At 61.2% G+C, this 21,241-nt stretch carries 17 protein-coding genes, 4 tRNA genes and 1 pseudogene; 7 read left to right on the top strand and 15 right to left on the bottom strand.

What is annotated here, in order from left to right; genetic code table 11:
• Complete coding sequence (locus FQ192_RS19185; RefSeq protein WP_149659967.1) at positions 1–639, top strand: LysE family translocator; 639 nt, start codon at positions 1–3, stop codon at positions 637–639.
• A 196-nt stretch (positions 640–835) separates the two neighbouring features.
• Entirely contained in the window at positions 836–2,584 is a 1,749-nt protein-coding gene (locus FQ192_RS19180; protein ID WP_149659966.1) for a dipeptidase, read from the top strand.
• 106 nt (positions 2,585–2,690) lie between these two features.
• On the opposite strand, the gene FQ192_RS19175 is transcribed toward FQ192_RS19180, so the two are convergent.
• From FQ192_RS19175 to FQ192_RS19160, 4 genes are all read right to left on the bottom strand, one after another.
• Positions 2,691–2,766 (bottom strand) — tRNA-Gly (locus FQ192_RS19175).
• Between the two features lie 3 nt (positions 2,767–2,769).
• A tRNA-Glu gene (locus FQ192_RS19170) sits at positions 2,770–2,845 on the bottom strand.
• Between the two features lie 105 nt (positions 2,846–2,950).
• Positions 2,951–3,026, bottom strand: a tRNA-Gly gene (locus tag FQ192_RS19165).
• A 3-nt stretch (positions 3,027–3,029) separates the two neighbouring features.
• Positions 3,030–3,105, bottom strand: a tRNA-Glu gene (locus FQ192_RS19160).
• 393 nt (positions 3,106–3,498) lie between these two features.
• On the opposite strand from FQ192_RS19160, the gene FQ192_RS19155 reads away from it, so the two are divergent.
• On the top strand, positions 3,499–4,257 hold the full coding sequence (locus FQ192_RS19155; RefSeq protein ID WP_178129167.1) for a hypothetical protein: 759 nt from the start codon (positions 3,499–3,501) through the stop codon (positions 4,255–4,257).
• Between the two features lie 1,193 nt (positions 4,258–5,450).
• On the opposite strand, the gene FQ192_RS35065 is transcribed toward FQ192_RS19155, so the two are convergent.
• From FQ192_RS35065 to FQ192_RS19140, 4 genes and pseudogenes are all read right to left on the bottom strand, one after another.
• Complete coding sequence (locus FQ192_RS35065) at positions 5,451–6,155, bottom strand: methyl-accepting chemotaxis protein (protein WP_372242353.1); 705 nt, start codon at positions 6,153–6,155, stop codon at positions 5,451–5,453.
• Between the two features lie 204 nt (positions 6,156–6,359).
• Positions 6,360–6,536 (bottom strand): annotated as a pseudogene (locus tag FQ192_RS35060) (HAMP domain-containing protein); the annotation flags it as partial.
• 990 nt (positions 6,537–7,526) lie between these two features.
• On the bottom strand, positions 7,527–8,930 hold the full coding sequence (locus tag FQ192_RS19145) for a PLP-dependent aminotransferase family protein (RefSeq protein ID WP_149659963.1): 1,404 nt from the start codon (positions 8,928–8,930) through the stop codon (positions 7,527–7,529).
• A gap of 184 nt (positions 8,931–9,114) precedes the next feature.
• Positions 9,115–9,876 carry an SDR family oxidoreductase gene (locus FQ192_RS19140; RefSeq protein WP_123407028.1) on the bottom strand — a complete coding sequence of 254 codons (762 nt, stop codon included), beginning with the start codon at positions 9,874–9,876 and terminating at the stop codon, positions 9,115–9,117.
• A gap of 236 nt (positions 9,877–10,112) precedes the next feature.
• On the opposite strand from FQ192_RS19140, the gene FQ192_RS19135 reads away from it, so the two are divergent.
• Positions 10,113–11,117, top strand: coding sequence for an NADP-dependent oxidoreductase (locus tag FQ192_RS19135; protein ID WP_149659962.1), 1,005 nt, complete (start codon positions 10,113–10,115; stop codon positions 11,115–11,117).
• A 78-nt stretch (positions 11,118–11,195) separates the two neighbouring features.
• Here FQ192_RS19135 and pyrF read toward each other — a convergent pair whose 3' ends face one another.
• On the bottom strand, positions 11,196–11,894 hold the full coding sequence (pyrF, locus tag FQ192_RS19130) for an orotidine-5'-phosphate decarboxylase (protein WP_166656078.1): 699 nt from the start codon (positions 11,892–11,894) through the stop codon (positions 11,196–11,198).
• A 293-nt stretch (positions 11,895–12,187) separates the two neighbouring features.
• On the opposite strand from pyrF, the gene FQ192_RS19125 reads away from it, so the two are divergent.
• The 3 genes from FQ192_RS19125 to xopAW all read left to right on the top strand — a co-directional run bounded on the left by FQ192_RS19125 (position 12,188) and on the right by xopAW (position 14,760).
• The gene (locus FQ192_RS19125) at positions 12,188–12,946 is read left to right on the top strand and encodes a response regulator (protein ID WP_133840472.1); all 759 of its coding nucleotides are present in this window, start codon (positions 12,188–12,190) and stop codon (positions 12,944–12,946) included.
• Positions 12,946–13,995, top strand: coding sequence for a HAMP domain-containing sensor histidine kinase (locus FQ192_RS19120; RefSeq protein ID WP_149659961.1), 1,050 nt, complete (start codon positions 12,946–12,948; stop codon positions 13,993–13,995). Before FQ192_RS19125 ends, FQ192_RS19120 begins: the two co-directional genes overlap by 1 nt.
• Before the next feature lie 129 nt (positions 13,996–14,124).
• Positions 14,125–14,760 carry a XopAW family type III secretion system calcium-binding effector gene (gene xopAW, locus FQ192_RS19115; protein WP_149659960.1) on the top strand — a complete coding sequence of 212 codons (636 nt, stop codon included), beginning with the start codon at positions 14,125–14,127 and terminating at the stop codon, positions 14,758–14,760.
• Between the two features lie 302 nt (positions 14,761–15,062).
• Here xopAW and FQ192_RS19110 read toward each other — a convergent pair whose 3' ends face one another.
• The 6 genes from FQ192_RS19110 to FQ192_RS19085 form a co-directional block, all read right to left on the bottom strand.
• Positions 15,063–16,115, bottom strand: a complete 1,053-nt coding sequence (locus FQ192_RS19110) for an AI-2E family transporter (protein WP_149659959.1) — start codon at positions 16,113–16,115, stop codon at positions 15,063–15,065.
• Positions 16,116–16,184: 69 nt separating this feature from the next.
• Positions 16,185–17,003, bottom strand: coding sequence for a DUF4892 domain-containing protein (locus tag FQ192_RS19105; protein WP_149659958.1), 819 nt, complete (start codon positions 17,001–17,003; stop codon positions 16,185–16,187).
• 115 nt (positions 17,004–17,118) lie between these two features.
• Positions 17,119–17,973, bottom strand: coding sequence for an alpha/beta hydrolase (locus FQ192_RS19100; protein ID WP_149659957.1), 855 nt, complete (start codon positions 17,971–17,973; stop codon positions 17,119–17,121).
• Positions 17,970–18,776 (bottom strand): alpha/beta fold hydrolase, encoded by an 807-nt coding sequence (locus FQ192_RS19095; RefSeq protein WP_149659956.1) that lies wholly within the window; start codon positions 18,774–18,776, stop codon positions 17,970–17,972. Before FQ192_RS19095 ends, FQ192_RS19100 begins: the two co-directional genes overlap by 4 nt.
• A 185-nt stretch (positions 18,777–18,961) precedes the next feature.
• Positions 18,962–19,405 (bottom strand): hotdog fold thioesterase, encoded by a 444-nt coding sequence (locus FQ192_RS19090; protein WP_149659955.1) that lies wholly within the window; start codon positions 19,403–19,405, stop codon positions 18,962–18,964.
• A gap of 32 nt (positions 19,406–19,437) precedes the next feature.
• Positions 19,438–21,105 (bottom strand): AMP-binding protein, encoded by a 1,668-nt coding sequence (locus tag FQ192_RS19085; protein WP_149659954.1) that lies wholly within the window; start codon positions 21,103–21,105, stop codon positions 19,438–19,440.
• Between the last annotated feature and the right edge of the window lie 136 nt (positions 21,106–21,241).

Raw genomic sequence — 21,241 nt, 5'->3', positions numbered from 1 at the left:
ATGCTTTCCAATTACCTGGGCGAGTTTCTGGCGCTGGCGACCATTCATTTTCTTGCCGTTGTCGCACCCGGACCGGACTTCGCCGTGACCATCCGCCAGAGCGTACGCTTCGGTCGACTGGTGGGCATCTGTACCGCGCTGGGCATCGGCGCGGGCATTTCCGTGCACGTGCTTTACACCTTGCTCGGCGTCGGCGCGTTGATGCACACCACGCCATGGCTGCTGACGGTGGCCAAGGTCGTGGGCGGTGCCTACATTCTGTACCTCGGCGTCAGCCTGCTGCGCAGCAAGCCCAAGACTGCCCTGGAAGGCGACAAAGTCGCGGACGAGCCGATGGTGGAACAGACCTTGTTGAAGGCGTTTACCACCGGTTTCCTGACTAACGCGACCAACCCGAAAGCCACGCTGTTTTTCCTGGCGATCTTCACCACCATCATCAGCGCCACGACACCGCTACAGATCCAGGCGCTGTATGGCGTGTGGATGTGCTTCATCAACGCGCTGTGGTTTGTGATCGTCGCGTTGTTCTTTTCCAGTGCCCGGATTCGGCTGCTGTTCATGCGCATGGGGCACTGGTTCGAACGCACCATGGGGGTGATTCTGATCCTGTTCGCCGGGCGCCTGATCCTGTCGATGTAACCCCGCGCCCCTGCAAAAGGCCCGCTCAGTCAGACTGGCGGGCCTTTTGCATTTCTGCGTCGCTTTTGCCGTTCTGTGCGACAGTTCCCACTTCAGGGGCTCCCCTGTCACTCCCTCGCGGTGTTAGTTTGGAAACCTTTCTGATTATTCGATCAGATATTTCCCACTCACTACCTGCGAAGGAATGCCCCCAGCAATGGATTTTTCTCTCAAGCAACTGGCCGCGACCACCCTGATTCTGGCGAGCCTTTCGTCGTTCACCACACTGGCCCAGGCCAACATCACTCCGCAACAGAGCGCGACCCTTCTCAAGTCTTTCAGTGAAACTTCGGTCACGGATTTCAGGCAGTTCCTGGGTGGCGTGGCCAAGAGCGACCTGGCGAAGACCGCCAACCTCGGCCCGGCCATCAGCGCCTTCCTCGACAACAAAACCCTTTCTGCCGAACAGCAAAACGAGATCACTCGCCTGCTGGGGATTTATGCGCGGGTGAAATACGGCAGCGCGGCCACCGAGACCCTGCGTGAACTGGTGGCAATTCCGACCTTCCAGGTTGAAGGCGTCGCCCAGCACGACAATCCTGAATTCATCAAGATCGCCGACAAGATCAAAAGCCTGGCCCAAGCCTTCAACCTGAACTTCCGCAACATCGACAATCGCGTCTATGAAATCTCCCTCGAAGGCAGCGGCGATGAAGTCGTGGGCATTCACGCCCATGCCGACGTGGTGCCCGTGACGCCGGAGAACTGGGTCCTGAAGGACGGCACCAAACTCGATCCGTTCAAAGTCACCCTGATCGGCGACCGCATGTATGGCCGGGGTACCGAGGATGACAAGAACGGCATCGTGGTGGCGATGTACGCGATGAAGGTCATCAAGGAAGAGAAGCTGCCGCTGGCCAGGAATTTCAAGCTGCTGGTGGACACCACCGAAGAAACCACCGGCGACGCCATTCCTTATTACTTCGAATACAACCCGACGCCCAACTACAACCTGGCGCTGGATGGCGGCTACCCGGTGGTGATTGCCGAGAAAGGCTACGGCACCGTCATGGCCAAGTTCGCCGTACGCAAGGGCGAAGGTAAAGGCGCCGAAATCATCTCGATGACCGGCGGCATGGCCACTAACCAGATTCCATCGGCTTCCGTTGCGACCCTGGTCACTGACAAACCCGCCGAACTGGCCGCCAGCCTGCAGAAGGCCGGGGCTGATTATGCCAAGCGCAACAGCGGCAACGGCGGCAACTTCGAAGTGAACGCCAAGGTCGACGGCAAGAACGTCAAGCTGACGGTCACCGGCGTTTCCGCTCACTCCTCCGAGCCCGAGTCCGGTGTGAACCCGGTGGCCAGGATGCTCGACTTCATCCATAGCCTGGATGGCAAAGTCGCGCTCAAGCACAACCACATCACCGACGCCGCCCGCTATGCCGCCGACAACTGGGGCCTGGATTACCTGGGTGGCAAATTGGGCGTTGGCTTCTCCGATGCCTTCATGGGTCCGCTGACCACGTCCCTGACCTTTGTCGGGCTGGATGACAAAACCTTCAAGCTCGCCGTCAACCTGCGCGTGCCGAAGGGCGAGTCCCCGGAAGCGCTCAAGGCAAAAATTGCTGAAAAGATTGGTGCCTGGAGCAAGAAAACCCACGTAGCGGCGACATTCGACTACTCGATCGCCGAGCCGATGTACCGCAATCCTGAGGGTGAATGGGTCAAGGCGTTGTTGGCGGTGTCCACGGAAAACCTGGGCATGGAACACAAGTTCGGCTCCTCTGCCGGCGCCACTTCGGTCCATGAACTGCCCAATGGCGTGCAATTCGGCCTGGCCCGACCTGAGGTCAAGTACACCGGCCACACCGACAACGAGTTCAAGACTGTCGACCAGTTCCTGCTGGACCTGCAGATCGTGACCGAGATGATGGGCCGCGTCGGGCAGTTGCCGAAGCTCTGATGCACTTTTGGACCCGCTGCTGTGGCGGGTCCGACTTCTGGAGCTTTCAGCAAAAAACGCACAAACAAAAACGCCGCTCATTGCTGAGCGGCGTTTTTGTTGAATATGGAGCGGGAAACGAGACTCGAACTCGCGACCCCGACCTTGGCAAGGTCGTGCTCTACCAACTGAGCTATTCCCGCAAATGGCGTCCCCTAGGGGACTCGAACCCCTGTTACCGCCGTGAAAGGGCGGTGTCCTAGGCCACTAGACGAAGGGGACACGCTAACTGAAACACATGGTGTGTGTCCCAGTGCCCAAATCCGCATCCGAAGATGTCGGTTCTGGTTTCACTCAGCCCTGCCCGAAAGCAACGCTGTTTAAAATTGGAGCGGGAAACGAGACTCGAACTCGCGACCCCGACCTTGGCAAGGTCGTGCTCTACCAACTGAGCTATTCCCGCATATGGCGTCCCCTAGGGGACTCGAACCCCTGTTACCGCCGTGAAAGGGCGGTGTCCTAGGCCACTAGACGAAGGGGACACACGTACAACATTCACTCCCTACCGCGTTTCGCTGTGTGCTTTACGCTGTAAGTGGCGCGCATTCTATGGATGGATTGATGGGTCGTCAACCCCCTGATATAAATTTATTTAAATCAATGACTTCGCCGTGCTTTTGGAGGCGAATCGGGGTTTTCCGTCGCCCGCCGTTTGACGCCTATATTCTGGCACCCGCCAAGGCGCTATAGTCCACCCACTCAACGAATGATGGCAATGTGCACTGCGCACGCTATTACTTATATAAGCAGGATGACTGCCGATATAAGTAGAGTCGTGGCCGATTCAACTCGTCGAGCGGCCCTATGCGCTCCCACGCCAAGCCACTACACTCGCACGCGAACCCTATAAAGAGGTCTTACCGGTGACACCACTCATGATCACCCTGCTAGTCGTAGCCGGGATCGCACTATTGATCGCCATTGGCTACATGAACCATGTGGTGGAAAACAATAAGCTGGAAAAGGCCCGTACCAAGGTCGAACTCAACGACCGCCTGCGTCGCTGCGGCGAAATCACCGAGACCTTCCCCGGCCAGTTGATGACACCCGCGCTCAAGCTGTTGTTGACTCGCCTGGAGCTGAACGTCTGCCAGCGCCTGCTGCACCTTGAAAAAACCAATGCCACGGTCAAGGCCCGCATCGCCGAACTGAACACCCTGGTCGCCCAGGGCGAATCGATCCCGGTCAACAACCCGCTGGCACCGATCCAGACCGAAGCCAAGGCCAAGGATGTGCGCTTCTTGCTCGAAGCCTTGCACGGCCAGATCACCCGCGCCGCACAGGACGGCTTCCTGCCGACCAACGAAGCCAAGCGCTGGATCCGCGAAGTCCGCCACATCCTGGTCCTGCTGCACATCGAGTTCTTCAACAACCTCGGCCAGCACTCCCTGCAACAAAACCAGCCTGGCCAGGCTCGCCTGGCATTCGAACGCGGCGTGCAATACCTGCGCAAGCAACAGGAACCGCAGCTCTACGCCGAACAACTCGAATACCTGGAAAAACTCCTGGCCCGCGCCAACGCCCAAGTCATGGACCAGACCGCCCCGGCTGAAGGCGAAGTCAACCAATTGACCGAAGGGTTGAAAGACGTCGAGGCTGATGCCGACTGGAAAAAGAAAGCGATTTACGACTGATTGAACCAGTCAGGGAAGAAAGCCACCGAGAGGTGGCTTTTTTTTGCTTTGGATTTGGTGGGGGGAAGATCAAAAGATCGCAGCCTTCGGCGGCGTCTACAGGGCTTGGTGCATCCGATGGTAATGGGTCGGCTGTCAGGCCGCCTTCGCGGGCAAGCCTCGCTCCTACAAGGCTTGGTACATCCGATGGTAATGGGGTGGCTGTCAGGCCGCCTTCGCGGGCAAGCCTTGCTCCTACAGGGCTTGGTACATCCGATGGTAATGGGTCGGCTGTCAGGCCGCCTTCGCGGGCAAGCCTTGCTCCTACAGGGATTGGTACATCCGACGGTAATGGGTCGGCTGTCAGGCCGCCTTCGCGGGCAAGCCTCGCTCCTACAGGGCTTGGTGCATCCGATGGTAATGGGTCGGCTGTCAGGCCGCCTTCGCGGGCAAGCCTTGCTCCTACAAGGCTTGGTACATCCGATGGTAATGGGGTGGCTGTCAGGCCGCCTTCGCGGGCAAGCCTCGCTCCTACAGGGCTTGGTACATCCGACGGTAATGGGTCGGCTGTCAGGCCGCCTTCGCGGGCAAGCCTTACTCCTACAGGGCTTGGTACATCCGATGGTAATGGGTCGGCTGTCAGGCCGTCTTCGCGGGCAAGCCTCGCTCCTACAGGGCTTGGTACATCCGATGGTAATGGGGTGGCTGTCAGGCCGCCTTCGCGGGCAAGCCTTGCTCCTACAGGGCTTGGTGCATCCGATGGTAATGGGTCGGCTGTCAGACCGCATTCGCGGGCAAGCCTTGCTCCTACAAAAAGCAGAAGCAGAGCGGCGTACACCGCCCGCTTTTCACCACTCATTAGGCCGAGCGTTAGCTCGCCTGCTTTTGATCTTGCTCTACCCGCCCCTTCGGGAGGCCGAGTGGAGGTTCTGCGTAGTGGGCAGCCCGGCATGGATGCCGGGCTAGCCGCCCCCGGCCATGGATGGCCGATGGCGGCGGGCCCACGGAGCAGGACCGGAGCGAGGGAACGCCGAGCCTCAGCGAGGGGCCGGACGCTGGGGCGAGACCTTTTGGTTCCTTTTGGCTGGGCCGGCATTCCGGGCGTTTGCCAAAAGGGACTCGCCGTAAGGGCGAAACCATAAGTGGCCGTTACCGCAGAAATGGATATGTACACAACAACCACCAAGAACCTGGTCGACCCAAAGGTCGCCAAGTCAAAGCCGAAAGTGCCCAACCATCCCCTTGAGCTCGATCCCCAACTGCGCCAACTCAATACTGGAAGCCGCATTCCCCTGCATCGCCAACGAAGACTGATCCGCACTGGCCCGAATACTCGTCACACTGCGATTAATCTCCTCAGCCACCGAACTCTGCTCCTCAGCCGCCGCCGCAATCTGCTGATTCATCTGCTGAATCAACGACACCGCCGCCGCAATACTCCCCAGCGCACTCTCAGTCTGCAACGCATCACTCACCGCCAACTTCACCAACTCACCACTGTTCTGAATCTGCTGCACCGACGACTGCGCCGCCGAGCGCAAGGCACTGACCAGCCGCTCAATCTCCTCAGTCGATTGCTGAGTCCGCTTGGCCAACGCCCGCACCTCATCAGCCACCACCGCAAACCCCCTGCCCTGCTCACCCGCCCGCGCCGCTTCGATAGCTGCGTTGAGCGCCAACAAATTAGTCTGCTCAGCCACGCTTTTGATCACGCTAAGCACCGTGCCAATGTTCTGGATCTCCGCACTCAAGCTCTCGATGCTGGAACTGGCCGAAGTCGCCGAATCCGCCAACTGCTCGATCCGCGCCATGCTCTGGCGCACCACCTGTTGCCCGCTCTCGACCTTGTCGTCCGCCGTCTGCGCCGCCGTAGCGGCCTCTTCGGCATTGCGCGCCACGTCATGCACCGTGGCGGTCATCTGATTCATCGCCGTGGCGACTTGCTCGGTTTCTTCCTTCTGGCTGCTGACTTCCAGGTTGGTCTGCTCAGTCACCGCCGACAGCGACTGCGCGGAACTGGCCAACTGCTCGATGCCCGCCTGCAAACCACTGACAATACTGCTCAGACCTGCACCCATCTGCTGCATCGCCAGCATCAACTGGCCGATTTCATCACGACGGGTCACTTCCACCGTCGCACTCAAATCACCCGCCGCAATCTGCTGGGCCACACGGATCACACTGCGCAACGGCGCCACAATCAACCGAGTAATCACCCACGCCGCGATCAACCCGACCAACAACGCCAGCGCCGAAGAGCCAATGATCAACAGCGAATTCTTTTTCAGTTCGGCCTGCATCGCCCCGTCTTCGGCCCCATAGGCCTGGTCCACACGCTCCACCACTTGGCCGGCCCGCTGGTGCAGTTGTTCGTAGACGGTTTTTTCCTGGGCCAGCAGCCCGGTGTATTCGGCGAGCTTCTCGCTGAAACTGGCGATATGGCCGGTCACTTCATTGAGGACGGTCTGGTAGCCCTCATCCTTGACCGTGGTTTTCAGCTGTTCGGCCTGGGTCAGTGCCTGATCGGCCTGCTCGATCTTGCCCTTGCCGGCGCTGTCGTCGTCACCCTTGCGACTCTGGTCGAGGCGCACGCGGGCCTCGTTCATGGCCTGCAACATCAACCGCGAGACCTGGCTGACCTGATTGGCCTGTTCGATGAATTGTGCGCCGTCCTTGCCCTCGGACTCTTTCAAGCCATAGGCGCCGTCGTCGGCGAGGCCGGCTTGCAGCACGTCGAGGTTATTGGCCACGCTGGACACCGACCAACTGGCCATTTCCAGGGCCAGGTCCTTGGCCTGGGTCAGCGAGACAAATTCGTCAAAGGCCTTGCGGTAGGCGCCAAGCGACTGCTCGACATCGTTCATGACCGGCACGTTGGCCGCCGATTGCGCCTTCAACTGAGTTGACAGGGCAATCAGCCCATCAACCCCCTGGCGCAGGGCATCGGCGGTTTTCGGGTTGCCATGCAAGGCGTATTCCTGCTCCAGCAAACGCACTTTGAGCAAGCCGCTGTTGAGCGACGACATTTGCTTGAGCCCGTCGAAGCGATGACTGATGGTTTGCAGGGACCATACGCCAATGGCTGCCACCAAGGCAGTCAACAACAGCACCAGGACAAACCCGATGCCCAGTTTCTTTGCCATACCGAGGTTGGCAAAACGTCCTTGCACGGCCGAAATCATTGCTCGTAGTCCCCTGCCATAGTCTGTAGATGGAGATTCGCAACGGGCCTGTGCCAGCACAAGTCTCTGGCGTCGGAATAATGGCAAAAAGCTACGCCCACGTCGTTTTCAGAACGCTTTAGGTCGATCCGAAGCGGTGGCCTGGAAAAACCGCCGGGCTCGTGGATCGCAGGCATATGCCACATTGATCCGCTGCCAGTCATGGGCCGCACCGGTCGGGCTGAAGGCCGTCGGGGAAGACAGCAGCACGCCAAAACGTCGTGCCTGTGCCCGCAGCTGAGCGTAGTCGCACATTGGCGATCGCGCCCAGATGAACAAGCCACCGCAAGGCTTGCCGAACACCTCCCATTCGGCGTCTTCAAGCAGCTGCAATGCTGCCGTCCTGTCCACGCTCAGGCGCTGACGCTGGCGCTGTACCAGCTTGCGATAGGCGCCGGTGGCCAACAGACTGGCCAGCACCGACTCGCAGAACCGTGATCCGCCCATGCTGCTGATCATCTTGACCTCGGCCAGCCGTGCAATGAGCCCGGCGCTGGCCACCACAAACCCCACACGCAATGAGCTGCTGAGGGTTTTCGAGAAACTGCCGACGTAAATCACCCGGCCCTCGTCATCCAGCGCGGCGAGGCGCGTGCCGGGCCCCTTGTGCATATCGGCATACACGTCGTCTTCGATCACCAGCACATCATAAACCTTGCTCAGGTGCAGGACCTGCTGCGCCACCTCCGGTGTCACGCAGCTTCCCGTGGGGTTGTGGTGGTAGCTGTTGATAAACAGCGCACGCGGGCGGTGCTGGATCAACAAATGCTCCAGCACCTGCGTGTCGGGACCTTGCGCGGTACGTGGCACCTCAAGCATGCGCAGCCCGTGCAACCTGAGCAGATCGAACAGCTGAGAAAACCCGGGGCTTTCCACCACCACGCAATCGCCTGGCTTTAGCAGCGTGCGCACGATCAGGTCCAGCCCCTGACTGGCGCCGGTCGTGGTCAGGATGCGACTTTCGTGCGCCTCGATATTGAGTGCTTTGAGGCGTTTGAGGATCTGCTGGCGCAAGGCGAGCAAGCCCAGCGGCGTGCTGTAGTTGAACAGGCCGGCCATGTCGGTGCGGGCCACCTGGCGGATCGCGTAGCTGAGGTCGTCCGTCTCGCGCCAGCTTTCGGGCAAACCGCCACACCCCAGCATCAATTCACCCGACGGGTTCTCGGCGAGCCCCATGTGCATCGACTCCGCGCCTTCGAACCGGGGTAGATCACGCGCATCGGACACCACCGGTGCCGACGCGGCGACAAAGAACCCTGAACCGGGACGTGATGCCAGAACCCCCTGGGCCACCAGGCGTTCACAGGCTTCAACGACACTGGACTGACTGAGTAGATTGAGCCTCGCGATGTGCCGCACGGAAGGCAAGCGCGTCTCGGGCGGCACTTCGCCTTGACGGATCCAGCTCACCATTGCGTCGACGATTTGCTGTACGACCGGCACCATTGCCTGTCGGTCAATTCTCAATTCCATGAGCAAGCAAACTCCTGTCCATTTTGCTGCGCGCAGTTAATCACAGGAGCGCACGCCAGGCTGTGCGACAACGCCGACAAAACCGGCGGTTCTAACCATTTGAAACACATTCCCCGGCGCGGTCACGGAACCCTAAAAAAACCCGCAAACGTGCGGGTCTTTTCCTACAAGGACGTTCCGGATTTCAAAAGGCGGTGACCCCGCCATCCACCGCCAGGGAATGCCCGGTAGTGAACGCGGCACCGTCACTGCACAGGTACAACACCGCGCTGGCGATTTCCTCGACCTTGCCGATGCGACCGACCGGGTGCATCGCATTGGCGAACTCAGCCTTCTTCGGGTCGGCCTCATAGGCACGACGGAACATGTCGGTGTCGATCACTGCCGGGCACACCGCATTTACGCGGATCTTTTTCTTCGCGTATTCGATGGCGGCGGATTTGGTCAGGCCGATCACCGCGTGCTTGGAGGCGGCGTAGATGCTCATCTTCGGTGCCGCGCCAAGACCGGCCACCGATGCCGTGTTGACGATCGCACCGCCGCCCTGGGCCAGCAGCAACGGCAATTGATACTTCATGCACAGCCAGACGCCTTTGACGTTGACGCCCATGATCGCGTCGAACTCATCCATCGTGCCGTCGGGCAGTTTGCCTTTTTCGATTTCGATGCCGGCGTTGTTGAAGGCATAGTCGAGACGGCCGTAGGTATTGATCACCTCGTCCATCAGATGTTTTACCTCGCTCTCGACGGTGACGTTGCAACGCACGAAAGTCGCTTCGCCCCCCGCTGTACGAATCAGCGCCACGGTGCCCTCGCCCCCCGCCGTGTCCAGATCGGCGACCACCACCTTCAAGCCTTCGGCCGCAAAGGCCTGGGCGGTGGCGCGGCCAATGCCATTGGCTGCACCGGTCACAACAGCCACCTGGCCGGAAAACGTCATGCTCATTGTTATGTCCTCGAAGAGAAGGATGCGGGGGATCGCGTGTTTGCAGTCTAGCCACGGCACCATGCGCACGGCAGCACTATCAGAAGGCCGGTTAAGTGCCCATGCGTCACAGTGATAGAGGCGCCCGACTCACTATCACTGCACTGGATCGGCGTGCATTCGCCGCATCAGCCAACCTTGCGGCATCTGCCCTGAGGGTCTATCAACAAAGCTTCCATTCAGCTTGAGTGCCTGTCATGACTACCCAGACCAATCGCCAATTTCTGCTCGCCAAACGCCCGGTGGGTCCGGCGACCCGCGAAACGTTCACCTATCAAGAAGTACCGGTCGGCGAACCGGCGGCGGGTCAGATCCTGGTCAAGAACGAATTTCTGTCCCTGGATCCGGCCATGCGTGGCTGGATGAACGAAGGCAAGTCCTACATCCCGCCGGTCGGCCTCGGTGAAGTCATGCGCGCCTTGGGCGTAGGCAAAGTCGTGGCATCGAACAATCCGGGCTTCGCGGTCGGGGACTACGTCAACGGTGCCCTGGGGGTGCAGGATTATTTCGTCGGCGAGCCACGAGGTTTCTACAAGGTCGATCCAAAACTGGCGCCACTGCCGCGCTACTTGTCCGCACTGGGCATGACCGGGATGACCGCTTACTTCGCCCTGCTCGACGTGGGCGCACCGAAGGCCGGTGACACCGTGGTGTTGTCGGGCGCGGCTGGCGCGGTGGGCAGCATTGCCGGGCAGATTGCCAAGATCAAAGGCTGCCGCGTGATCGGCATCGCCGGCGGCGTGGACAAGTGCAAATTCCTGATCGATGAACTGGGTTTCGATGGCGTCATCGACTACAAAAACGAAGACGTGCTGGCCGGGCTCAAGCGCGAATGCCCGAAAGGTGTGGACGTGTATTTCGATAACGTCGGCGGCGATATCCTCGACGCGGTGTTGAGTCGCCTGGCCCTGAAGGCGCGGGTGGTGATCTGCGGCGCGATCAGCCAGTACAACAACAAGGAAGCGGTCAAAGGCCCGGCCAACTACCTGTCGCTGCTGGTCAATCGCGCGCGGATGGAAGGCTTTGTGGTGATGGACTACGCCGCGCAATTCGCCGCTGCCGGGCAGGAAATGGCCGGCTGGATGGCCAAGGGGCAGTTGCAGAGTCGCGAAGATATCGTCGAAGGACTGGAGACGTTCCCGGAGACGCTGATGAAATTGTTCAGCGGCGAGAATTTCGGGAAGTTGGTGTTGAAGGTTTAACGCGGTAGATCAACAGATCGCAGCCTTCGGCAGCGCCTACAGGGGGATCGCATTTCCCTGTAGGCGCCTGCGTTCGTATTAGGCGATTTCGGCTACCACAGCCGCCAACGCCTTGGCCGGATCCGCCGCCTGGCTGATCGGACGGCCGATCACCAGATAGTCGGAACCGGCGTCCAGCGCCTGACGCGGGGTCAGGATGCGGCGTTGATCGTCCTGGGCGCTGCCCGCCGGACGAATGCCCGGGGTTACCAGTTGCAGCGACGGGTGCGCCGTTTTCAAGGCCTGGGCTTCAAGGGCCGAACACACCAGGCCGTCCATCCCGGCTTTTTCCGCCAATGCGGCCAGGCGCAGCACTTGCTCCTGGGGCTCGATGTCCAGACCAATGCCCGCCAGATCTTCACGTTCCATGCTGGTCAGCACGGTCACGCCAATCAACAACGGCTTGGGGCCGGTGCGCTGGTCGAGCACTTCACGGCACGCCGCCATCATGCGCAGGCCGCCGGAACAGTGCACGTTGACCATCCACACGCCCATTTCCGCCGCAGCCTTGACGGCCATGGCGGTGGTGTTCGGAATGTCGTGGAACTTGAGGTCCAGGAACACTTCGAAACCCTTGTCACGCAGGGTGCCGACGATTTCCGCGGCGCAACTGGTGAACAGTTCCTTGCCGACTTTGACCCGGCACAGTTTCGGGTCCAACTGGTCGGCCAGCTTCAGTGCGGCGTCACGGGTGGGGAAATCCAGGGCGACGATGATAGGAGTCTGGCAGACGGACATGTGCGGGCTCTCAGGCAGGACGAAATCGGCGCGCATTGTAGCGGAACCAGCGCCGCTGCGGGACCCGATGATCGGTAAATCGTCCCGCAACCTCCAGCAAGCCTAGCCAGCCCGGCAATTGTGTCGAGCCCGATACACACAAGACACGCCCCCAACAAAGGTCGACGCTACCCTCGGCAGCCGCAACACGCCCTTACAGCACTTCCCGCCTTCGGGCCGGACGCCTATGCTGAAGCCACAACCTCGCAGCCCATCTTTGTGGTTGGCAGCCTACCTGGCAGATGAACCCACGCATGCACAGCACTCAAGCCCCTGTGAACGACGATCAAAAAGCGCCCGGCGATGACAAACGCTGGAGCATTCGCGCCCTGATCGTCGACGATGACGTCCCGATCCGCGAACTGATGATCGACTACCTGGCCCGGTTCAATATCCACGCCAGCGGCGTCACCGATGGCGCCGCGATGCGCCTGGCGCTGCAGGCGGAACATTTCGACGTGGTGGTGCTCGACCTGATGCTGCCCGGCGAAGACGGTTTGTCCCTGTGCCGCTGGCTGCGCGCCGAGTCGGACATCCCAATCCTGATGCTCACCGCGCGCTGCGAACCCACCGACCGGATCATCGGCCTGGAATTGGGCGCCGACGACTACATGGCCAAGCCGTTCGAGCCACGGGAACTGGTGGCGCGGATTCAGACAATTCTGCGGCGGGTGCGCGACGATCGCACCGAACAGCGGGCGAACATTCGCTTCGACAACTGGCGCCTGAACAGTGTGTTGCGCCAGTTGATCGCCGCCGATGGGCTGGTGGTGCCGCTGTCCAATGCGGAATTCCGCCTGCTTTGGGTGTTTATCGAACGTCCGCGCCGGGTGCTCAGCCGTGAACAGTTGCTGGATGCCGCCCGGGGTCGCTCGATCGAAGCCTTTGATCGCAGCATCGACCTGCTGGTATCGCGCCTGCGCCAGAAACTCGGGGACGATCCGAAAAACCCGCAGTTGATCAAAACCGTGCGCGGTGAGGGTTACCTGTTCGACGCCCGGGACATCGGCTGATGCGGGCGCGCTTCGATACGCTGTTCGGCCGCCTGTTTGGCGTGCTGCTGATCGCGATCATCCTGGCGCACCTGTTGGCGTTTTTCTGGTTTCACCATTACGGTCCGCCTCCCCCGCCACCGCCGCCCGGGTTCTCCGAGGACTTTGACGGGCGGCGTCCGCCGATGGACCCGCGCTTCGCCAATCGCCCGCCGCGACCATGGTTCGGCGGGCCGTTGGTGCCGCTGACCTTTCAGTTTGTCTCGCTGATCATCGCCGCCTGGTACGGCGCCAAACTGCTGAGCCGGCCGATCCAGCGCCTGAGCGATGCTGCCGAGCGCTTGAGCGAAAACCTCGACAGCCCGCCGCTGGACGAGTCCGGGCCACGGGAAGCGCGGCAAGCGGCCCATACGTTCAATAAGATGCAGCGCCGGATTATCGAACAAGTGCAGCAACGCTCGCGGATGCTCGGCGCGGTGTCCCACGACCTGCGCACGCCGTTGTCGCGGCTCAAGCTGCGCCTGGAGCAGATCGACGACCACAAGCTGCAAGGCCAGATGCGTCAGGATCTGGACGACATGATTCACATGCTCGACGCCACGCTCACCTACCTGCACGAACATCGCACCAGTGAAGCCCCGCAATGGATGGACGTGCAGGCGCTGGTGGAATCCCTGAGTGAAAACGCCCAGGACCAGGGCGCCAACGTCCAGGCCAGCGGGCATTGCGCGCCGCTGCAAGTGCAGCCGATGGCCTTGCGCTCGTGCATCAACAACCTGATCGACAATGCCCTGCGTTATGCCGGGGAAGCCCTGATTACCCTGGAAGACAGCCGCGGACATCTGGTGATCCGGGTGATCGATCACGGGCCGGGGATTGCGGCGGACAAGCGTGAAGCGGTGTTCGAACCGTTCTTCCGGCTGGAGGGTTCGCGCAACCGTAACTCCGGCGGGGTTGGCCTGGGCATGACCATTGCCCGGGAGGCTGCGGAGCGCCTGGGTGGGCGGTTGAGCCTGGAAGAGACGCCTGGTGGTGGTCTCACGGCGGTCATTAACCTGCCGCGCGTTTGAAAAGATCGGTCGGTCGCTGCCCCCCCTGTGTACCAATCGGTACAAACGCCACATACCCACGACAACTTGCCCCTTGAGGCTGCATAAGCCGGTGCACTCACCGGTTTTCCGTCCAAAGGAGTGAGCCCAATGATCGGTAGCGTCAGCAGCAACTACACGAGCTATACCAGCACGAGCACCAGCAGCACGACGGCCAACGCCGCCCGCCGTGCGCAATTCCAGAAAGAGCTGTTCACCAAGCTCGACAGCAATGGCGATGGCTCTGTGAGCCAGGACGAGCTGAAAACCGCCCAGGCGGATAAACCCGACAATAGCCTGTTGGCGGACCTGAGCAAGCACTTCACCGACCTCGACAGCGATGACAACGGCAGCCTGAGCAGCGAGGAAATGGCCGCGATGGCCCCACCCGCACCGCCTCAGGGCCAGGCACCGAATACCGACCTGGCCGACGCGTTGCTGGGCGCTCTGGACGCCGACGGCGACGGCAACCTCAGCAGCGATGAACTGAGCAACGGCCTGAGCGCCGCCGGCAGCACGGCCGACAGCAAGGAAATCTTCACGGCCCTGGACAAAAACGAGGACGGCACCGTCAGCAGCGACGAACTCAAAGCGGCCCTGCAGGCGAGTCGCGAGCAAAACAGCGACAGCGCCACCGTCCATTCGAACGTCAGCGAAGCCATCAACAAAATGATCGCCAACCTGACCAAGCAATATTCGCTCGATAACGTGGCGAGCACCGGTCAGTACCTGAACCTCTCGACCTGACCCAAAAGCTTCGCGGGCAAGTCGGATCGCAGCACCGCTCTCTCCCACAGGGTTTGCGTCAGGTCGCGATGTTCGAACGACGCGGACCTGTAGGAGCAAGGCTTGCCCGCGAAGAGGCCATCACAGCCACAAAAAAACCCACTGAACTTCACAGGTTCAGTGGGCTTTGAAGATCAAAAGATCGCAGCCTTCGGCAGCTCCAGGGTTTGCGTCAGGTCGCGATGTTCGAACGACGCGGACCTGTAGGAGCGAGCGGTGCGGCGATCCGACTTGCCCGCGAAGAGGCCATCACAGACACAAAATCAGCGTCGGTCTTCGACGCGCGCCTGGCTTTTGCTCCAGTCAGTCAACAGGCTGTACGCCACCGCCAACAATGTCGGCCCGATGAACAACCCGATAAACCCGAACGCAATCAACCCGCCAAACACCCCCAGCAGCACGATCACCAACGGCAGGTTCCCGCCGCGGCTGATCAGGTACGGTTTCAGTACGTTGTCCACGCCGCTGATGATGAACGTGCCCCAGATGCCGAGGAACACCGCCATCCCGTATTCACCCTTCCACGCCAGCCACGCCGTGGCCGGGATCCAGATCAGTGGTGGGCCCATCGGAATCAGGCTCAACATGAACGTCACGATCCCCAGCACCAGCGCCCCGGGCACCCCGGCAATCAGGAAGCCGATCAACGCCAGGACTGCCTGGGCTGCCGCTGTGCCGATCACGCCATTGACCACCCGTTGCACAGTGCCGGCGACAAGTTCGATGTAATACCCGGCGCGGTCACCGATCAGGCGTGACAGCAAGCTATGGACAAACGCCGCCAATCGCGGCCCGTCCCGGTAGAAAAAGAACACAAAGACAATGCTCAACGTCAGTTCGAGAATGCCGCCGCCGATCTGCGCACTGCGCGCCAGCAACCAGTTGCCGACCTGCCCGAGATAAGGCTTGATCGCCAGCATCATCGCTGCGCCCTGCTCGTCAATGCTGTTCCAGATTCCCACCAGCCGCTCACCGACCAAGGGAATGCTGCCCAGCCAGACCGGTGCTTCCGGCAGGCCATCGACCTGCACATCCTTGATGAACACCGTGGCATCGCGCACGTGATCCGCCAGGTTGAAACCCAGCCACACCAATGGCACCGCCACCAGCAACATCCAGCCCAGGGTCAGCAAGGCCGCCGCCAGGGATTCACGCCCGTTGAGCCAACGGGTCAGCAAGCGCATCAGCGGCCAACTGGCAAACGCCAGCACTGCGCCCCAGAACAGCGCCGACCAGAACGGCGCCATCACCCAGAAGCTCGCGCCAAACAGCACCAGGAGCAGAATCTGCACCAATAGCCGATCGTTATTGATCATCGAAATCTCGAAAAAAGTCAGACAGCCAAAGAGTAGGCGAACGTGAGGATCACGTTCGCCTGATGCAGCTTATCGCAACAGTTCGACGTGCAGGCCAGAGCCATCGACACTGCCGGTTTCCATGCGCGCCGCCCGCACGCCCTGGGCGATCAGCGCCTGGCGCCAGGCTTCGGCCTTGGCCCCGGAAACACTGACCCGCAACGTGGTGTCGAGGTTCAGGCCACGGGAAATCAAGCGCAGCCAGGTGTCATCGGGATCGGCATTCAGTTTCGGGAAGTCGAGCTCGCCGGTGCTTTTGAGCTGGCGCAGCAACGTTGCAGAGGTGGGCAACAAATCCCCCAGCGGCGCCGCCGATTCAAACTGTTCGACGTGCAGGTACGCTTTGCGATTGCCCCGGGTGATGCTGTAGAGCGCCACCAGCGAATTGTCCTTGGGGGCCGCCAGCCGCAACAGCAGATACGCCTGTTGCTCGTCCGCGCCATAGAGCTTGGAGTTGCCAAAGACTTCATTGGCCCACAGGCTGCTTTCGCCGCAATCCCGGGCCTGGCACCAGAACAGCAGTTCCGCGCCCTGCTTCTGCAAGGCTTCGCGGGCGACGGTAAAGGCTTCGGTGGAGGCATGCTCCGGCGGCAATTCGTAAGTTACCGAAGTGGTTTGCCCTCGGGCGCTGACCTGACCATCGAAGCGCAACTGACCGCTGATCTTGCGAATCGAGCCCAGCGGATAGATCCGCTCAAGCTCCATCGGCGGGCGATAGTCGACGATCTGCGCATCGGCCAGGCGCGGCACGATCGGCAGGTCCTGGCTGCCCGGAACATCGGCTGCAAATAACATCGGACTGAAACAACACAATGCCAACAGGCTGAGTGAACGCTTAGGCAGGCTCATTGGATAAGCATGGCCTGGGCGACCGCGAGGCCATTCGGGGTCGCTGCGGTGTAGAGATCGATCATGGTTGTCTCCCTTTTCAACCCGCCCAGCCTCGGCAGTTGCCCGTCGCAAGTCAAGGAACGGCGAAGAACCGATTGAAACAGTCTGCGACAAGATCGGCGCCAGGCTCGTCATTCAGGTGCAAATGATGGCCACCTGGCAGCTGTTCTCGGCTAAAGGGTAGTCGCTCCAGCAACTCCGGATGTTTGGCGAGCATGCCGTCGGCCGCCACCACCAGCCGCGTAGGACAAGTGATGCGCTGCACGAAGGCCATCGCCTGTTCCTGGGTCAGGCGCAGCGGCGACGGTAGCGTCAGGCGGCTGTCGGTACGCCAGGTGTAGCCGCCCGGCACCGGCATCAGGCCCCGTTGCGCCAGCAGTTCGGCGGCTTCGCGACTGACCGCCACCAGGCCTTTCATCCGGGCTTCGACAGCGCGATCAAGGGTGGTGTAGACCGGTTTGCGCTTCTCCCGCAGATCCAGTTGCGCTTGCAGGGCCATGCCCATGCGTTCGGCAGCGTTTTCGCCTTTGTCTGTAGGAGGAATGACGCCATCGATCAGGGCCAGATGGGTGACACGCTCCGGCATCGACCCGGCGACGATCAACGAAGCGATCGCGCCCATGGAGTGGCCCAGCAGCGCAAATTTCTTGAGTCCAAGCTGTTCGGCGACTTGCAGTACATCGTGGGCGTAATCCCACATCGCGTAGCCAGCGCCTATCGGCCGATGCCCGGAGTGACCGTGGCCGGCCATGTCCAGGGCAATAATCCGCAAGCCTTTGAGCCTGGGTGCCAACCGGGCAAAGCTGTTGGCGTTGTCCAGCCAGCCGTGCAAGGCGATCACCGGCAAGCCATCCTCGGGCCCCGACAAGTGCGCCGCCAACTCGATGTGCGGCAGGCTCAGACGCACTTCTTCGACGACGCTGCTCATGCGCAATCCTGCTGGCGGCGACCTTCCCAGCGGCTGAACAGGTTCTTCAGCAACGTGGCGGTGTCCTGGGGACGTTCGAGGGGAAACATGTGGCCGCCAGGCATGGTCAAGGACTCGCCGAACGGCATACGCCCGACGGAGCTGGCGTGATGGCGCATGACCACGCGGCTGTTATTGCCGCGCACCACCGCCAGCGGCACTTTCAACTGCCGGGCGCGGCCGGGGCTGGTGTGGGGTACGCCGCGGTAGATGCTGATTTCCGTGGCGGGGTCGAAGCGCAGGCGCAGCTTGTCGCCGACTTTGTGCAAACCGTGTTGCAGGTAGGCGTCGAAGCATTCCGGGTCGAAACCGCGAAACAGGGTTTTGCCGGCGAAATAGCGGCGGGCGCTGTCCAGGTCGGCGAACTCTTCACGCCGGCCCAGGGTGCGCCCGGCGGGCGTCAGGCGATCAATGAAACCGAAACGCTTGGCGGCGAGGATCACCCATTGATCGGCGCGGGTCAGCACCGGCGAATCGAGCATCACCACCCCGCGATACAACTCGGGGCAACGCAGCGCCGCGTGCAAGTGCAGCACACCGCCGAAGGAATGGCCGACGCCCCAGACCGGTTCCGGCTGTCGCTTCAGGTGATGGATCAACTCGTCCACCAGGTTGCGCCAGTTGTCATCGGCCGGGAAACGCGGGTCATGGGCGTGCTGCTCCAGATGCGTCACCTGATATTCAGGTGCCAACGCCGCGAACAACTTGCCGTAGGTCCCCGAAGGAAAGCCATTGGCGTGGGCGAAAAAGATCTGCTGCGACATACCGGTCAATCCATGGGCGAGAAACGTGGGGTTGATTGTCCGTAAGACAGTGGACTACAGCAATGACCGTAACTGACAGGAATGATGACAGTCTGGCCATGGCTATGGGCAATCCGGCATTACCCCCCTGTGGCGAGGGAGCTTGCTCCCTCGCCACAGGTATTGCTCGGCCGATAGAACGTCGTTTAACGGGAAGGAGGATTCTCCCCCAACGGCACCACCGCCATGGTCAACCGCGACACACAACTGGCCTTGCCCTCATCACTGGTCAAACGGATATCCCACACATGGGTGGTGCGGCCGATATGGATCGCCTTGGCCACCGCCGTCACCCGCCCGCTGCGCAAGCCGCGCAAGTGGTTGGCGTTGATTTCCAGGCCCACGCAATAGAACTTGCTGGCATCGATGCACAGGTAACTGGCCATCGAGCCTACGGTTTCGGCCAGCACCACCGAGGCGCCGCCGTGCAGCAACCCGTAAGGCTGATGAGTGCGATGGTCGATGACCATGCTGGCGCTCAGGGACTCGTCGTCGAAGGCTTCGAAGCGAATATCCAGCACTTCGCCGATGGTGTTTTTCTGGATCGCGTTCAATTGTTCAATGTTGGGAGCGGTACGCCACAGACTCATCGCTGACTTCCTTTATTGAGGGTGTTCGTCGCTCAATCCTGCCACAGCACCGCTTCATTGCGCTCGCTCCATTCTTCGAAGCGCGCCCCGTACGCGGCTTCGATCACGTTGCGCTTGATCTTCAGGGTCGGGGTCAGGAAGCCGTTTTCCACCGCCCAGCTGTCCTTGACCACCACCAGGCGGCGCAAGCGTTCATGTTTATCGAGGGCGCCGTTGACCTCTTCCAGGAGTTTTTCCAGGCTCGAATGCAAAGCGTTGCGCGCTGAACTGGCGGCATCCTGCAAACCCACCGCCGACAGCACGCACAATCCCATCGGCGCACTCAAGCCATCGCCCACCACGCACACCTGCTCGATCCGCGAATGCACCGCCAGGCGATTTTCGATCGGTGCCGGGGCCACGTATTTGCCTTTGCTGGTCTTGAAGATTTCCTTCAGGCGCCCGGTCAGGCGCAAGTGGCCTTCGGCGTCCTGCTCGCCCTTGTCACCGGTGCGCAGGAAGCCGTCCTCGGTGATCGTATCGGCGGTTTTTTCCGGCTCCTTGAAATAGCCGAGCATGGTCGCGCCGCTGCGCACCAAGACCTCCCCGGTCTCGGCGATCCGCACTTCAACCTCCGGACACGGCTTGCCGATCCAGCCCGGCTTGTCGTCTCCTGGCCGGCCGATGTGCGAGTACCCGCAACTTTCGGTCATGCCGTATACCTCCAGCACGTCCAGCCCGAGTTTGCGGTACCACAGCAGCAAGGTCTGCGGCACTGGCGCGGCGCCGGACAGGGCCACGCGCAGCGCATCAAGCCCCAGCCCGGCGAGGACTTTGTGCCCGACCCGCTTGCCGATAAAGGGCAGGCCGAGCAGGAAATCCAGGCGTTTTGCCGGGATCTTGCTGTACACGCCCATCTGGAATTTGGTCCAGATGCGCGGCACGCCGAACATCGCGGTCGGGCGCGCGCGCTGCAGATCGGTGAGGAAGGTGTCGAGGCTCTCGGCAAAAAACACGGTTTGTCCGGTGTAGATCGACGCCAGCTCGACGAACATCCGCTCGGCGACATGGCACAGCGGCAGATAGGACAGCAACCGGTCCGACTCGCTGAGGCCGAACAACTGCGTGCCACGGGTGGTGGCGAAGCCGAGGTTGCCGAAGCTGTGCATCACGCCTTTGGGCAGGCCGGTGGTGCCGGAGGTATAGATGATGGTCGCCAATTGCTCGGCGGCGGGTTTCGGGTCGTCCTGGATCGGCGAGCTTTTCTGCAGGTCGTCCCAGCTGAAATTGAAGGCGCCCGGCGGATGCAGCGGCAGGCTGATGGTCGGCAGGTCCGGGCTGACGCCGCGAGACATGCCGGGCCAATCATCCAGTTTGCCGACAAACGCCAGCGCCGCCTCGGAGTGTTCCAGCACTTGGGCCACGGATTCAGCAGTGAGGTTGGGGTAAAGCGGCACTGACACATGCCCGGCCATCCAGATCGCCAGATCGGCGATGATCCAGTGGGCGCAGTTTTTCGAGATCAAGGCGATGTGGCTGCCTTGGGGCAGTTCCCGGGCGCGCAACCAATGAGCGGCGCAGCGGGCTTGATGGCCGACATCGGCCCAGCTCAGTGTCTCGACCTGGCCGCCGCCCAGTGGCTGGACCAGAAAGCGCTGGCGGGGATGGCGGGCTTCACGTTCGTAGAACACGTCCAGCGGCAAACGAAAAGCAGCAGGCATGCGACTTGCTCCTTTGTTTTTGGTCTGGAGCAAGCGTAGTCAACCGAGCAAGTGCTTGGTCAACTATTTCACACGGACCTGCAGGAGCGAGGCTTGCCCGCGAAGGCGTCGTGTCAGTCGACATCGTTGTTGAATG

This window comes from Pseudomonas sp. ANT_J12 (assembly GCF_008370045.1).
In the GTDB taxonomy this organism is placed as follows: domain Bacteria; phylum Pseudomonadota; class Gammaproteobacteria; order Pseudomonadales; family Pseudomonadaceae; genus Aquipseudomonas.
The sequence above is the reverse complement of the archived record's forward strand: the minus strand, read 5'-3'. Positions and strand labels throughout refer to the sequence as shown.